At 69.0% G+C, this 14,562-nt stretch carries 16 protein-coding genes; 13 read left to right on the top strand and 3 right to left on the bottom strand.

Annotated features, from left to right (window positions below; translation table 11 throughout):
• Window positions 1–49: 49 nt before the first annotated feature.
• Entirely contained in the window at window positions 50–370 is a 321-nt protein-coding gene (gene fliE, locus ACQY8B_RS03815; protein WP_081271454.1) for a flagellar hook-basal body complex protein FliE, read from the bottom strand.
• A gap of 358 nt (window positions 371–728) precedes the next feature.
• Here fliE and fliF point away from each other — a divergent pair, with 358 nt between their 5' ends.
• The 13 genes from fliF to fliR all read left to right on the top strand — a co-directional run bounded on the left by fliF (window position 729) and on the right by fliR (window position 12,115).
• Window positions 729–2,480: a flagellar basal-body MS-ring/collar protein FliF gene (gene fliF / locus ACQY8B_RS03810; RefSeq protein WP_422085477.1), complete on the top strand. Its 1,752-nt coding sequence runs from the start codon at window positions 729–731 to the stop codon at window positions 2,478–2,480.
• Window positions 2,473–3,471, top strand: a complete 999-nt coding sequence (fliG, locus tag ACQY8B_RS03805; protein WP_422085476.1) for a flagellar motor switch protein FliG — start codon at window positions 2,473–2,475, stop codon at window positions 3,469–3,471. Before fliF ends, fliG begins: the two co-directional genes overlap by 8 nt.
• Complete coding sequence (gene fliH / locus ACQY8B_RS03800) at window positions 3,458–4,270, top strand: flagellar assembly protein FliH (protein ID WP_422085475.1); 813 nt, start codon at window positions 3,458–3,460, stop codon at window positions 4,268–4,270. Before fliG ends, fliH begins: the two co-directional genes overlap by 14 nt.
• A gap of 5 nt (window positions 4,271–4,275) precedes the next feature.
• On the top strand, window positions 4,276–5,745 hold the full coding sequence (fliI, locus tag ACQY8B_RS03795) for a flagellar protein export ATPase FliI (protein WP_422085474.1): 1,470 nt from the start codon (window positions 4,276–4,278) through the stop codon (window positions 5,743–5,745).
• A complete protein-coding gene (fliJ, locus tag ACQY8B_RS03790) occupies window positions 5,742–6,197 on the top strand; it encodes a flagellar export protein FliJ (protein WP_106937127.1) in 456 nt (151 codons plus the stop codon). Before fliI ends, fliJ begins: the two co-directional genes overlap by 4 nt.
• A gap of 16 nt (window positions 6,198–6,213) precedes the next feature.
• Window positions 6,214–7,641 (top strand): flagellar hook-length control protein FliK, encoded by a 1,428-nt coding sequence (locus ACQY8B_RS03785; RefSeq protein WP_422085473.1) that lies wholly within the window; start codon window positions 6,214–6,216, stop codon window positions 7,639–7,641.
• Window positions 7,642–7,790: 149 nt separating this feature from the next.
• Window positions 7,791–8,294, top strand: a complete 504-nt coding sequence (fliL, locus tag ACQY8B_RS03780) for a flagellar basal body-associated protein FliL (protein WP_422085472.1) — start codon at window positions 7,791–7,793, stop codon at window positions 8,292–8,294.
• 30 nt (window positions 8,295–8,324) lie between these two features.
• On the top strand, window positions 8,325–9,329 hold the full coding sequence (gene fliM, locus ACQY8B_RS03775) for a flagellar motor switch protein FliM (protein ID WP_081265883.1): 1,005 nt from the start codon (window positions 8,325–8,327) through the stop codon (window positions 9,327–9,329).
• On the top strand, window positions 9,322–9,774 hold the full coding sequence (fliN, locus tag ACQY8B_RS03770; protein ID WP_422085471.1) for a flagellar motor switch protein FliN: 453 nt from the start codon (window positions 9,322–9,324) through the stop codon (window positions 9,772–9,774). Before fliM ends, fliN begins: the two co-directional genes overlap by 8 nt.
• Window positions 9,771–10,283: a flagellar biosynthetic protein FliO gene (gene fliO, locus ACQY8B_RS03765; RefSeq protein WP_422085470.1), complete on the top strand. Its 513-nt coding sequence runs from the start codon at window positions 9,771–9,773 to the stop codon at window positions 10,281–10,283. Before fliN ends, fliO begins: the two co-directional genes overlap by 4 nt.
• Window positions 10,280–11,038, top strand: coding sequence for a flagellar type III secretion system pore protein FliP (gene fliP / locus ACQY8B_RS03760; protein ID WP_422085469.1), 759 nt, complete (start codon window positions 10,280–10,282; stop codon window positions 11,036–11,038). Before fliO ends, fliP begins: the two co-directional genes overlap by 4 nt.
• A 13-nt stretch (window positions 11,039–11,051) precedes the next feature.
• Window positions 11,052–11,321, top strand: coding sequence for a flagellar biosynthesis protein FliQ (fliQ, locus tag ACQY8B_RS03755; protein WP_081265887.1), 270 nt, complete (start codon window positions 11,052–11,054; stop codon window positions 11,319–11,321).
• An 8-nt stretch (window positions 11,322–11,329) separates the two neighbouring features.
• A complete protein-coding gene (fliR, locus tag ACQY8B_RS03750) occupies window positions 11,330–12,115 on the top strand; it encodes a flagellar biosynthetic protein FliR (protein ID WP_422089145.1) in 786 nt (261 codons plus the stop codon).
• On the opposite strand, the gene ACQY8B_RS03745 is transcribed toward fliR, so the two are convergent.
• Window positions 12,112–13,236, bottom strand: a complete 1,125-nt coding sequence (locus ACQY8B_RS03745; protein ID WP_422085468.1) for a 3-deoxy-7-phosphoheptulonate synthase — start codon at window positions 13,234–13,236, stop codon at window positions 12,112–12,114. The two genes, fliR and ACQY8B_RS03745, sit on opposite strands and share 4 nt — an antisense overlap.
• 83 nt (window positions 13,237–13,319) lie before the next feature.
• Window positions 13,320–14,531 carry a flagellar hook-associated protein FlgL gene (flgL, locus tag ACQY8B_RS03740; RefSeq protein WP_422085467.1) on the bottom strand — a complete coding sequence of 404 codons (1,212 nt, stop codon included), beginning with the start codon at window positions 14,529–14,531 and terminating at the stop codon, window positions 13,320–13,322.
• Window positions 14,532–14,562 lie beyond the last annotated feature (31 nt).

The following is a 14,562-nucleotide window of genomic DNA, read 5'->3' as shown; positions in this document are numbered from 1 at the left end:
GCGTACAAAAAAGTTCCCGGTGCCGCCGGGCGCCACAACCCCCCTCTCATCAGGCCTGCAGGCTCATCACCTCCTGGTAGGCGCCCACCAGGCGGTTGCGCACCTGCAAACCGGTCTGGAACGCCACGTTGGCCTTCTGCAGGTCGACCATCACGTCGTTGAGCGCCACGCCGGGCTTGCCCATTTCGAAGGACTCGGCCTGTGCATAGGCGCCTTGCTGGGCGTTGCTGATGTTGGCGAGCGAGCGCTTGAGCTCCGCGGCGAAGCCGCCGCCGGCCTCGGCGGGCGCGGCGCTCGCGGGCGCGATGCCGGTATTGAGCGCGGTGACGCGCATCTGTTGCAGGACGGATTCGATGGCGCTGATCGACATGGCTGGGTTCTTTCTCTTTGAACACTTCTGCGTGACTTGACAAGGAGGGAGCAAAGCCCCTCGGCCGGCACGCAGCGTATCAAGGGAAGACCCGGATTCAAGCGCCCAACTGAGGGCAAAAACCCCGGCTGTTCGACCGATCGAATTCCTTGCGTCTGTTGACAATCGTTCGCGAAACGACAAGGCCGCGGACGACATCACCGGCCATCCGGAATGACATCTCAACACCGAATTTCTTCTCTCGACATGGCTTTCGACCTCAGCGGCCGCCCGGCCATGACCAAGGTGCCCGCATGAGCGCAGCGCCGGGCCGCCCCAAGCAAGCTCGCACCGCAGTGCGCAGCACGAAGGTACTCTCATGAGCACGGCGGCACCCGCCGGCGAGCTGCCGGCGGCCGGCAACGGCCTGCCACCGATCCTGGAACGCCTTCGCGCGCAGCCGAAGCTGCCGCTGATCGTCGGCGGCGCGGCCCTGGTGGCCGCTGCCGCCGCGTTCGTGCTGTGGAGCCGCGCGCCCGACTACAAGGTGCTCTATACCAATGTGTCGGACCGCGACGGCGGCGCGATCATCGCGTCGCTGCAGCAGATGAACGTTCCCTACAAGTTCGCCGAAGGCGGCGGCGCGATCCTGATCGCCGGGGACAAGGTCGCGGAAACGCGTCTCAAGCTCGCGGCCCAGGGCCTGCCCAAGGCCGGCGGCGTCGGCTTCGAACTGATGGACAACCAGAAGTTCGGCACCAGCCAGTTCGCCGAGCAGATCAACTACCAGCGCGGCCTGGAAGGCGAGCTGGCGCGCTCCATCGAATCCATCGGCAGCATCGAATCGGCCCGGGTTCACCTGGCGCTGCCCAAGCCCTCGCTGTTCGTGCGCGACCAGAAGAAGCCTTCGGCCTCCGTGGTGCTGAACCTGATGCGCGGGCGCAGCATCGACGAAGGCCAGGTCAGCGCCATCGTGCACATGGTCTCCAGCAGCGTGCCCGACCTGGACGCCAAGAGCGTGACCGTGGTCGACCAGCGCGGCAACCTGCTGTCTTCCGCGCGCGGCACCGAGCGCGGGCTGGACGTGAGCCAGCTCAAGTACGCGCAGGAGATCGAGCAGAACTACATCCGCCGCATCGAGGCCATCCTGCAACCCATCGTGGGTGCGAACAACGTGCGCGCCCAGGTGGCGGCCGACATCGACTTCTCGGTGGTCGAGCACACCGACGAGAAATACAAGCCCAACCAGGACCCGTCGCAGGCAGCCGTGCGCAGCCAGCAGTCGAGCGAGTCGGCGCAGCACAACGGCGCCCCGCCCGGCGGCGTGCCCGGCGCCCTGACCAACCAGCCGCCGGTGAACCCGACGGCCCCCATCGTCGGCCCGCGCGCGCCCAACGCCCCCGGCACGCCACCGCCCGGAACGCCACCGCCCGGAACGCCTGGCGCGCCCGGAACCCCCGGCGCACAAGGTGCGACCGCCGCCTCCACCGCGGGCGCGGCCACGGGCCCGAGCAGCACCCGCAAGGACACCACCACCAACTACGAACTCGACCGCACCATCCGTCACGTGCAGCAGGCCGCCGGCGGCGTGAAGCGGCTGTCGGTCGCGGTGGTCGTGAACAACCGCGACGCGGTCGATGCCGCCGGCAAGACCAGCAGCCGCGCTCTCACGCCCGCCGAGCTGGAGCAGATCCGCAACCTGGCCAAGGAAGCCATGGGCTTCAGCCAGGACCGCGGCGACTCGCTCAACGTGGTCAACAGCGCCTTCGCCCGCGACCCCGACAGCGGTCCCGCACCCGAAGTGCCGTTCTGGCGCGACCGCGAGAACATCGAGATCGGCAAGACGGTGGGCCAGTACCTGCTGTATGCGCTGCTCGCGCTGTTCGCCTGGCTGGCCGTGCTGCGGCCGCTGACGCGCCGCCATGCGCCCGCCGCGCCAGTACCGGCCCCCGTGGCCGCCGCCGAGCCGGCCGCTGAGCCCGACGCCGACGCGCCGTCGGCCGAAGAAAGCCTGCGTGAACGCGAGGCCAACCGCAAGAAGGCCGACATGGACTATGCCCACCAGCTCGCCGACAAGGATCCGAAGCTGGTGGCCGCCCTGATCCAGCACTGGATGAACACCGATGAGTAGCGAACTGGGAACCCGCAAGAGCGCCATCTTGCTGATGGCGCTGGGCGAAGACCGCGCGGCCGCCGCACTGCACCAGATGCCCACCTCCGAGGTGCAGGCACTGGGCCTGGCGATGTCCAAACTGACCTCCGTCTCCAAGGAGGAGCTGGCGTCTGTGCTGGCCGAGTTCCGCGAGGAGACCGAGCAGCTGTCGGCCCTGCACCTGGGCTCGACCAGCTACATCCGCGCCGTGCTGAAGAAGGCACTGGGCGACGACCGCGCCAGCAACCTGCTGGAAGACATCCTGCAGCCCGACGAGCCGCGCGGCGGCATCGAGCGGCTCAACGAACTCGAGGCCGGCGAGGTGGCCGAGCTCATCCGCGACGAGCATCCGCAGATCCTCGCGACGCTGGTGGTGCACCTGGACCGCATGAAGGCTTCCGAAGTGCTGGAGAAGCTGCCCACGCGCCTGCGCCACGACGTGATCATGCGCGTGGCGACGCTCGGCGGCGTGCAGCCCTCCGCGCTGAAGGAGCTGACCGACGTGCTGACCGAAATGCTCGCGGGCCAGGGCGTGCGACGCAGCCGCCTGGGCGGCGTGCGCGCGGCGGCCGAGATCGTCAACCTCATGAGCACCGCGGTCGAAGAAGAAGCCATCGCCCACGTCCGCGAGAAGGACGAGGCGCTGGCACAGCGCATCGTCGACGAGATGTTCGTGTTCGAGAACCTGCTGGGCCTGGAAGACCGCAGCATCCAGCGCCTGCTCAAGGACATCGAGTCCGACTCGCTCATCATCGCGCTCAAGGGCGCGCCGATGGAGCTGCGCGACAAGTTCCTCAACAACATGTCGCAACGCGCCGCCGAGACGCTGCGCGAGGACATGGAATTGCGCGGCCCCGTGCGCGTCTCGCAGGTCGAGACGGAACAGAAGGCCATCCTGCAGGTCGCCCGCCGTCTGGCGGAGGCCGGCGAAATCGTGATTGCGGCGCCTGGCACCGATGACTTCGTCTGACACCACACGCGCGTTCGGCGAATCGCGCGAACGCCTCGCCGCCATCCAGGCCGCCGCGCGCCACGCGGCCGCCGCCGGCGTGCCCGCGCTCTCGGCCTGGGAACGATGGGAAATGGGCACGCTCGACGGCGGCAAGACGCCCGACAGGCGCAAGGCCGCCGAGCGCAACGGACACGGCAATGCCAACGGCAGCGCCCTGCCGCCACCCGCGCCGCCGCCCGCCCCCAAGATCGACCTGGCCGAGCTGGCCCGCATCCGCAAGGACGCACGCGCCGCCGGCGAGGCCGAGGGCCGCGCCGCGGGGCTGGCCGAAGGCCGCAAGGTCGGCCACACCGAAGGCCTGGCGACCGGCCTCGCCGCCGCCAGCGTGCATGCGGAACGCCTGCGCGCGCTGGCGCAGTCGCTGCCCGATGCCCTGCACCGCGCAGAAAGCGAACTGGCCGAGACCGTGCTGGCGCTTGCGCTCGACGTGGCGCGCCAGGTGGTGCACCGCACGCTGAAGACCGAGCCCGAATGGGTGCTGCCGGTGGTGCGCGACCTGCTCAACACCGAGCCCGCGCTGCGTGGCGAACCGCGCCTGCTGCTGCACCCCGACGACGTTGCCTTGGTGAGAAACAGCCTGGGCGAGGAGATCGAGGCCGCCGGCTGGCAGATGCGCGCCGACGACCACATCGAACGCGGCGGCTGCCGCGTGCAGTCCGCCAACGGCGAACTCGACGGCACGCTGCAGACCCGCTGGAAGCGCGTGGCCGCAGCCGTGCGGGGCACGGGCGACGACGGCGAGGCAGAGGCCTTCTGAGCGCCATGCAGACCGCCGCCCCCGCCAACCCTCATCTGCAGACAGTGCGCGCCGCGCTGGAAAAGGCGCGCGGCAATGTCGCGCGCTGCGAAACCACCACCGCCTCCGGCCGCCTCACGCGCGCCGTCGGGCTGGTGCTCGAAGCGGTCGGCCTGCAGCTGCCCGTGGGCAGCGATTGCCTGATCGAGCTGCCGCCCGGCAATGCGCAGCGCTATGCCGAGGCCGAAGTCGTGGGCTTCGCGGGCGACCGCCTGTTCCTGATGTCCCAGACCGAAGTGGCGGGCCTCTTGCCCGGCGCGCGCGTGTTCGCGCGGCCCGGCGCAACGGAGCCCGGCACCAGCGGCGACGCCCACACCAAGCGCCTGCCGGTGGGCGAGGGCATGCTCGGGCGCGTGGTCGACGCGGCCGGCCGCCCGCTCGACGGGCTCGGTCCGCTCGACGTGGCGCGCAAGGTGCCGCTGAGTTCGCCACCCATCAACCCGCTGTCGCGCGCGCCGATCGATTCGGTGCTCGACGTCGGCGTGCGCGCCATCAACGCCATGCTCACCGTCGGCCGCGGCCAGCGCATGGGCCTGTTCGCCGGCTCCGGCGTGGGCAAGAGCGTGCTGCTGGGCATGATGGCGCGCTACACCAGCGCCGAAGTCATCGTGGTCGGCCTGATCGGCGAACGCGGGCGCGAGGTGAAGGACTTCATCGAGAACACGCTGGGCGAGGAAGGCCTGGCGCGCGCCGTGGTGGTTGCGGCGCCGGCCGACAACTCGCCGCTGCTGCGCCTGCAGGGCGCGGCCTACGCCACCTGCCTGGCCGAGTACTTCCGCGACCGCGGCAAGGACGTGTTGCTCATCATGGACTCGCTCACCCGCTATGCGATGGCGCAGCGCGAGATCGCGCTGGCCGTGGGCGAGCCGCCCGCCACCAAGGGCTATCCGCCTTCGGTGTTCGCACGGCTGCCCGCGCTGGTGGAGCGCGCCGGCAACGGCTCGCGCGACGCACAGGGCCGCGGGGGCTCCATCACCGCCTTCTATACGGTGCTGTCCGAAGGCGACGACCAGCAGGACCCGATTGCCGACTCGGCGCGCGCCATCCTGGACGGGCACGTGGTGCTCTCGCGCACGCTGGCCGAGGCCGGGCACTACCCGGCCATCGACATCGAGGCCTCCATCAGCCGCGCCATGACCGCGCTGATCCCGTCCTCGCAGTTCGACACGGTGCGCCGCTTCAAGCAGATGCTGTCGCGCTACCAGCGCAACCGCGACCTGATCAGCGTGGGCGCCTACGCGCCCGGCCACGACCTGCAGCTGGACAAGGCGATCGCGATGTACCCGCGCATCGAGGCATTCCTGCAGCAGTCGATGGACGAACGCACGGGCTACGAGGAAGCGATAGCGCAGCTCGAGCACCTCTTTGCGCCCGAGCCCGCGTCCGCGCAAGGCTTCGATCCCAGGACATCCAACACCAAGAAGTTCCAGACATGACACGCAAGCTCCCCCTCGGCATGCTGATCGACTTGGCGCACACGCAGACTGACGATGCTGCGCGGCGCCTGGGCGCCCTGCAGAGCGCACACCTCAACGCCAGCCAGAAGCTGGAACTGCTGCTGCAGTACCGGCAGGACTACCACGACCAGCTCGACGCGCTGATGCGCGGCGGCCTGCCCTCTTCGCAGTGGCGCAACTACCGCAACTTCCTCGGCACGCTCGACGGCGCCATCGAGCAGCAGCGCGCCATCGCCGCGCAAACCGAGACCCGGCTCGACAACGGCCGCACCGACTGGCAGCACCAGAAGCGCCGCCTGAGTTCGTTCGACACCCTGGCCGAGCGCGTGCGCATGCAGGAGCTGATGGCCGAGGCCAAGCGCGAGCAGCGCGACAGCGACGAACGCGCGGCGCGCAAGTTCTTCGACCGCGCATCGCACCCGACCCTTTGAATTTCCAGGAACCGACATGCCACCCATGATCACGCCCTCCGTCGTCGCCAACGGGTCTTCGGCGCCTTCTTCGGCCGCCCAGGCAGGCCAGCGAGGCCGTGGCGCGGACGACACGCAAGGCGCCAGCTTCGGCGCCGCGCTCGACCGCTCGCGGGCCGGCAACCGCAATGCCGCCGCCGCGCCGCAGGACGGCGCCGCGCCGGCCACCGACATCGCCTCCGCCGACCGCAAGGCCGCGCGCAGGCCCGGCATCGACGACGACACCAGGGACGCCCCGCTGCCGGCCGACCCGAATCTCGCGTTCCTGGCGCCGGCGCACACGCCGCTGCACGCGCTGACGCTGGCGGGACGTGCCAGCGCGCAGGCCGCGCGCGGCGCCGATGCCTCCGCCACGGCCACCGTCGCGGGCGCTACCGATGCTGCGCTGGAAACCGCCGTGCAGGACCCGCTGGCCAAGCCGCTGCCCGACGGCGCCGCACTGGGCGCCGACGCCAAGGCCGCGCCCGACGCCGCGAAGACCGCCGATCTCCAGGCCGCGGCCAGGGACGCCGCCGCCAAGCCCGGCACGCCAGCCAGCCAACCGGCTGCCGACGCCGCACCGGCCACGCCGCTGCACGACATCGCCAGCGCGGCCGTCGCGGCGCAGACGATCGCCGTGGGCGCCACCAAGCCCGCCACGGCTGCAGGCGCCCCGACCGGCACAGCGGCTTCGGGCCGGGCCTCCGCACGCACCACCGCGAGCGCCACCATGGCCGAGCAACTGGCCGGCGCTGCGCAATCGAAGCCCTCTACCGAAGAAACCAAGGCCGCCGCGCTGCCCGTGGCTGCGACGTCCACCGCCACCGGCGGCGACGACGCTGCGTCCACCGCAACGCCCATCGCCGTGCAGCAACCCGCCACGGTGACGGCCTCGGCCGAACGCAGCGCCGATGCCAGCCAGGCCACGCGCCCAGGCGCGCACACCATCGCCCCCGAAGTCGGCAGCGAGAAGTGGGCACCGGCCCTCGGCCAGCAACTGGCGCGCATGAGCACCACCGGCCATCACACGGCCGAACTCAACCTCAACCCCGCCGGGCTCGGTCCGCTGAAGGTCACGCTGTCCATCGGCGACAACCAGGCGCAGGCCATGTTCGTGTCGGCCCATGAAAGCGTGCGCAAGGCCGTCGAGGCCGCGTTGCCGCAGCTGCGCAATTCGCTCTTCGAGCAGGGCATCACGCTGGGCCAGACCTCCGTCGGCGCGGAAACCCGCCAACCCTTCGGCCAGGACGCGGCATTCGCGCAGCAGAACCAGCAACAGCAGCAGCAATCCGCCCGCCAGCAAGGCGCGCCGGCCTACCCTGGCGCCGGCCGTGCCGGCAACAGCGTGGTGGCCGAGCCCGTAGCGCCCGCACGCGCCAGCCTTGCCAGCAACACCGCGCGCTCGGGAGTCGACACCTTCGCCTGAGGCGACAACCCATACCTGCCCCCGCCCGCGGCGGCGCCCTCACCGGTGCCGCGCAATGAACGGATGTGAAGCGTCTTTTCGCGCTTGTTCGGCCGTTCATTCAGGAGGGACTTCGCAAAGAATAGATCGGACAAGTTAAACGCTTCACCATGGCTACCTCCTCTTCCGCCGCCAACGCCATTCCCGCCGAACCGGGCTCACGCCGCTCCTCGAAGCTGATGATCGGGCTGCTGCTCGCCGTCGGCCTCATCGCCGTGGGCGCGGCCGCCTACGTGTTCGTTCCCCGCTTCATGGGCACCCCCGCCACCGCCGAAACCGCCAAGGCGCCGGTGCCCGAGAAGCCGATCTTCCTGACGCTCGATCCGCTGACCGTCAACCTGCAGTCCGAGGGCCGCGGCCGCTTCCTGCAGATCGGCATGGCACTGCGTGTGCGCGACGAGCAGACCAAGGCCCAGCTCGTCGAGTTCATGCCCGAGGTGCGAAGCCGGCTGCTGATGCTGCTGTCGAACCGCGCGCCCGACTCCGTCGTCTCGCCGGAAGACAAGGCCAAGCTGGCCGAGGAGATCCGCAAGGCGCTGAGCGCACCGCTGAACGCCGGCGCGCCCGAACTGGGCATTGCCAGCGTCTCGTTCAACACGTTCGTCGTGCAGTGACGACCACCCTTTCCTCCAGACAAGCGACCCATGGCGTATGAACAGGTGCTTTCCCAGGACGAGGTCGATGCCCTCCTGCAAGGCGTCACCGGCGGAGACATCGACCAGTCGTCGGCCCCGCCGCCCCCGCCCAAGGACGGCCTGCCGGCCTACGACCTCGGCGCGCCCGACCGCGTGGTGCGCAACCGCATGCACACGCTGGAGGTCATCAACGACCGCTTCGCGCGCGGCCTGCGCGGCGCGCTGCTGAACTTCATGCGCCGCAGCCCCGACATCTCGGTGGGGCAGGTCCAGATCCAGCAGTTCGGCGAGTTCGTTCGGCACCTTCCGGTGCCCGCGAACATCAACATGATCCACATGAAGCCGCTGCGCGGCACCGCCCTCTTCGTGTTCGACCCGAAGCTGGTGTTCCTCGTGGTGGACAACCTCTTCGGCAGCGACGGCCGCTACCACGTGCGCGTGGAAGGCCGCGACTTCACGCGCACCGAGCAGCGCATCATCAAGCGCCTGCTCGACATCTCGCTGCAGTGCTACGGCGAAGCGTGGCAGCCCGTGTTCCCGCTCGACTTCGACTACGTGCGCGCCGAGATGCACGGCAAGCTCGCCAACATCGTGGCGCCCAACGAGGTGGTCATCAACACCACGCTGCAGATCGAGTTCGGCCCCATCGGCGGCTTCCTGCACGTGTGCCTGCCCTACTCGATGATCGAGCCGATCCGCGACCTGCTGTCCAACCCGATCCAGGACGAAGTCGAGATCGACAAGCGCTGGGTCAAGCAGATGTCGCGCCAGATGCAGGCCGCAGACGTCGAGCTGGTGGCCGACTTCGTGACCATGCCCTCGACGCTGGGCGAGGTGATGAAGCTGCAGGTCGGCGACGTGATTCCCATCGAGCTGCCCGAGACCGTCGTCGCCAAGGTCGGCGGCGTGCCGGTGATGGAGTGCGGCTACGGCACCTCCAACGAGCGCTACGCACTGCGCGTGCAACAAATGATCTCCCACCAAGACAGCGATTTGAAGAACGACCATGACTGACAACAACTCTTCCGCCAGCAGCGACGCGGACGACTGGGCTGCCGCCCTGGCCGAGCAGACAGCCGCCACAGCGCCCGCACCGGTGCCCGAGGCGGCAGCCGCGGCCGTGGCACCCGCCACCGCGCAGGTCTTCCAGCAGATCCAGGACACGCCCGCCGCCGCGAACCCGGGCGCCGGCCCCGTGGACATCGCGCGCGTGCTCGACGTGCCGGTGCAGCTGACCGCCGAGATCGGCCGCACCCGCATCACCATCAAGAACCTGCTGCAGCTGTCGCAGGGCTCGGTGGTCGAGCTCGACGGCCTGGCCGGCCAGCCGCTGGACGTGCTGATCAACGGCTACCTCATCGCGCAAGGCGAAGTGGTGGTGGTGAACGAGAAGTACGGCATCCGCCTGACCGACATCGTCACCCCCTCCGAGCGCATGCAGAAGCTCGCCCGCTCATGAACCTGCGCCGGCACCTGCCTGCATGGGGCTCGGCGGCGCCGGCCCTGCTGCTGCCATTCCTGCTCTGCGCGCAGGCCGCGCGGGCCGCGCTGCCCACCGTGCCTTCGACACCGCACGAAGCTGCTTCGGCCGCGCCGTCGGCCGTCGGTGCCGGCAGCCTGCTGCAGGCCGGCTTCGGCATGGCGGTGGTGGTCGGCCTGATCTTCCTGTGCGCCTGGCTCGCGCGCCGCTTCGGGCTGCAGCGCCTGGGCGGCGGCCAGCATGTGAAGGTGGTGTCCAGCGCCATGGTCGGCCAGCGCGAACGCGTGGTCGTGATCGAGGTTGCAGACACCTGGGTAGTGCTCGGCGTCACCGCGAACCAGGTGAACACGCTGCACACCCTGCCGGCCCAGACCACCCCATCGGACAGCCATGCCGCCGCGTCGCCCGCCGGCGCCCACGGCCCTGTCGAACTATTTGCCCGCAAGCTGCGCGAATCCCTCTCGGGCAAGGCGCACTCCGCTCCATGACGCATCCCGCTTTGCGCCGCGGCCTGCGTGCCGCGTTGTTGCTGCTCGCCGCCACGCTGCCCCTGGCCGCCTGGACCCAGGGCCTGCCCGGCCTCACCAGCACCCCCGGCCCCGCCGGCAGCCAGACCTGGTCGTTGAGCGTGCAGACGCTGGTGCTGCTGACCTCGCTCACCTTCCTGCCCGCGCTGCTGCTGTCGATGACCAGCTTCACGCGCATCCTGATCGTGCTCGGCCTGCTGCGCACCGCCATCGGCACGCAGACATCGCCGCCCAACCAGATCCTGGTGGGGTTGTCGCTGTTCCTCACCTTCTTCGTGATGTCGCCGGTATTCGACAAGGCCTACACCGAGGCCTACCAGCCCTTCGCCGAGAACAAGATCAGCGCCGAAAAAGCGCTGGAGCGCGGCATCGCCCCCTTCAAGACCTTCATGCTCAAGCAGACCCGCGAGACCGACCTGGCCCTGTTCGCCCGGCTCGCCAAGGTGCCCGAGATGCAGGGACCGGAAGACGTGCCGCTGCGCATACTGCTGCCGTCCTTCGTCATCAGCGAACTGAAGACCGCTTTCCAGATCGGCTTCACCATCTTCATACCGTTCCTCATCATCGACCTGGTGGTGGCCAGCGTGCTCATGTCGATGGGCATGATGATGGTGCCGCCCGCGTCCATCGCGCTGCCCTTCAAGCTGATGCTCTTCGTGCTGGCCGACGGCTGGCAGCTGATGATCGGCGCGCTCGCGCAAAGCTTCTATCTCTAGGCAGGACCGCCACATGACACCCGAATCAGTCATGACCATGGGCCATCGGGCCATGGAAATCTCTCTGCTGCTTGGCGCCCCGCTGCTGCTCGTGGCGCTCGTCATCGGCCTGATCGTCAGCATCTTCCAGGCGGCCACGCAGATCAACGAGGCCACCCTTTCCTTCATTCCCAAGCTGCTGGCCGTGTTCGCGACGCTGGTCATCGCCGGGCCGTGGATGCTCGACCGCATGCTCGACTACATGCGCGCGCTGTTCGCCGGCATCCCGCAGATGCTGGCGTGACGCCTTCGATCTTTTCCGTCACTTCGGGCCAGCTCGAGGGCTGGGTGGTGGCCTTCCTGTGGCCCTTCGTGCGCATGCTCGCGCTGGTGAGCACCGCGCCGATCTTCGCGGAATCGTGGGTACCACGGCAGGTCAAGGTGGGCATCGCCGCCATGCTCACACTGGTGATCTCGCCGCTCATCGGTCCGTTTCCGGAGGTGCCCGTGGTGTCCGCCGGCGGCCTGTGGATCATCGTGCAGCAGGTGCTCATCGGCGTGGCCATGGGCTTCACCATGCGGATGGTGTTCACCGCCGTGCTGGCGGCGGGCGAATACATCGGCCTGCAGATGGGCCTGTCGTTCGCGTCCTTCTACGACCCCATGAGCCGCGGCAGCACCATGGTGGTGTCGCGACTGCTGAACATGCTGGCGACGCTGATCTTCCTTGCGCTCGACGGTCACCTGCTGATCGTGAACGCGCTGGCCGAGAGCTTCAATACGCTGCCCATTTCGGACGGGCCGCTGGTGGCGGGAGGATGGATGTTCCTGGTGCTGGCAGGAGGAGAGATCTTCACCAGCGGGCTGCTGCTGTCGCTGCCGCTCATCACCGCGCTGCTCACGCTGAACCTGGCAATGGGCATCCTGAACCGCGCGTCGCCTCAGTTCAGCATCTTCGCTGTGGGCTTCCCGCTCACCCTGCTGGCGGGCATCTTCATGCTGCAGCTGCTGATGCCGAACCTGGCGGCGTTCCTGGAGCCGCGGTTCGCGCAGGGGATTGCGAACATGCTGCGGTTCACGCAGGGGCTGCGGCCTTAGCCCTTCGCCGACCGCCGCCGCGCCTTGACCGCCGTCGCCAGCCCCTCGAGCACCGGCACCGTCTGCGCAAAGCCGATGCAGGCATCGGTGATCGAGACACCGTGCTTGAGCGGCACGCCCGGCTTCAGGTCCTGCCGGCCTTCCTCGAGATGGCTCTCGATCATGATGCCGGTGATGCGCCGCTCGCCGGCCGCGATCTGCGCGGCCACGTCTTCGGCGACAACGACCTGCCGCTGGTGCTGCTTGCTGCTGTTGCCGTGCGAGACGTCGATCATGACCTGGGGCCGCAGGCCGTTCGCCAGCAGCGCTTCGCAGCTGGCCGCGACATCCGCCGCCGAGTAGTTGGGCGCCTTGCCGCCGCGCAGGATGACGTGGCAGTCGTCGTTGCCACGCGTCTCGAAGATGGCGGCCATGCCCATCTTGGTCATGCCCATGAAGGCATGCGGCGCGCGGGCCGCGAGGATGGCGTCGGCCGCGACCTTGACGCTGCCGTCGGTGCCGTTCTTGAAGCCGACCGGGCAGCTCAGGCCCGACGCGAGCTGCCGGTGGCTCTGGCTCTCGGTGGTGCGGGCGCCGATGGCACCCCAGGCAATCAGGTCGGCAATGAACTGCGGGCTCAGCAGGTCGAGGAATTCGGTGCCGGTCGGCAGGCCCAGTGTGGTCAGCTCGAGCAGCAGGCGCCGCGCGCGCTCCAGCCCTTCGTTGATCGCGAAGCTGCCGTCCAGGTGCGGGTCGTTGATGTAGCCCTTCCAGCCGACGGTGGTGCGCGGCTTCTCGAAGTAGGCGCGCATCACGATCAGCAGGTCGTCCTGCAGCGAATCGGCAACCTTCTTCAGGCGCTGCGCGTATTCGATGGCCTGGTCGTGATCGTGAATGGAGCAGGGGCCGACCACCACCACCAGCCGGTCGTCGCGGCCGTGCAGCACGTCGGCAATGGCCGCGCGGCTGCCTTCGACCAGCGCCAGGGTGTTGTCGCGCACCGGCACGCGCTCCTGCAGCAGCGCGGGCGTCATGAGCGGACGAACGGCGCCGATGCGCACGTCGTCGATGCGGGTGGTGTCCAGCGTGCTGTCGCGGGAGCCGATTTCGGCGTCGTGGAGGGGGTCGTCGAGGCGGGGCATGGTCGTGGAATGTCGGATGGAACTCATCCGATTGTCCTACCGAAGGCGGACACGCCCCCCAGGGCCGCCCGCCTCCCCGCCGGTCACAGGTAGTTGAATAGCGAAATGCTGTTCAGCTTGGCAAACGTCATCTGCGTAGCCTGCAGCGAAGACTGGCGCTGGTAGAACTCGGCGATTGCGCTGTACGGGTCCAGGTCTTCGATGGAAGAAAGATAAGACTCTTCCTGCAGCTTGCGCGCCGCGCCGCCGGTGTCCAGCGAATCGATTTCCGTCTGCCGCGAGCCGACCGAGGACAGCACCGTCAGTACGTTGTCGTGCGCGTTCGTCACCTTCCGGTTGGCCGTGGCCAGGGCGTTCTGCAGTTGCGCCTTGGCCGCCTCGCCGCCGCCGGCCAGCGGTGTGCGCAGCGCGGTCACCAGCTGGCCGATGGCCGCGAACACGTCGGTGCCGGCGTTCTGCGCGGTCGACACGTCGAAGCTGTCGCCGTCCGCCGGCTTGCCGGTGAACTTGATCTGCACGCCGCCGAAGGTGATGGGCGAGTCGGGCGTGTAGGCGCCGGCGCCGGCCACCACGGGCGGCACGTCCTTGGTCATCACGGTGTAGTTGCCACCGTTGAAGCTGATGGTGAAGTCCTTGCCGTAGTTGGTTGCCGTGGCGTCCGCGATGCTGATGGAGCCGAACACGCCGCTGCCGGTGTTGCTGGCCGAGCTCGAAGCCACGTAGCCCGCGCCGCCCTGCACCGACTGGAAGATGCTGCGTCCGTCGTCACCCGTGGACATCTGGCGCGACACGTCGACCTGCATCAGCCGCTGGCCCTGGTCGCCCACGTACTGCACGCCGCCGCCGGCAGCCGCCACGAACGGCGGGCTGCCGCTCTTGAAGCCGGCAAACAGGTACTGGCCGTTGCCGTCGTCTGTGTTGGCCACGCCCACCAGCTGGTCGTATGCGCTCTGGATGGTGGTGGCGAGCGAGGCGCGGTCTGCATCGGTCAGCGTGCCGTTGCCGGCGTTCACCGTCAGCGTCTTGATGTTCTGCAGGATCGAAGTCACCGAGTTCAGCGCGTTTTCTTCTGTCGACAGCGCCAGGCTCGCGCGCTGGCGGCTGGTGGCGTACTGCGCGTTTTCCGACAGCGTCTGGCTGACGCCCAGGGAGCGCGCCGCGCCGACCGGATCGTCGCCGGCGGACAGGAACTTGGAATTGGTCGCCAGCTGCTGCTGGACCCTGAACAGCTTCTGCTGCTGCAGGCCCATGGCGCTGACGTTCTGCTCGTAGAAGGATGAGGTGCTGATGCGCATCGCGGCTCCTGGATTCTGTGCTTCGGTGAAA

The sequence above is a fragment of the Variovorax sp. genome (assembly GCF_965279555.1).
Taxonomy (GTDB): domain Bacteria; phylum Pseudomonadota; class Gammaproteobacteria; order Burkholderiales; family Burkholderiaceae_C; genus Variovorax.
The sequence above is the reverse complement of the archived record's forward strand: the minus strand, read 5'-3'. Positions and strand labels throughout refer to the sequence as shown.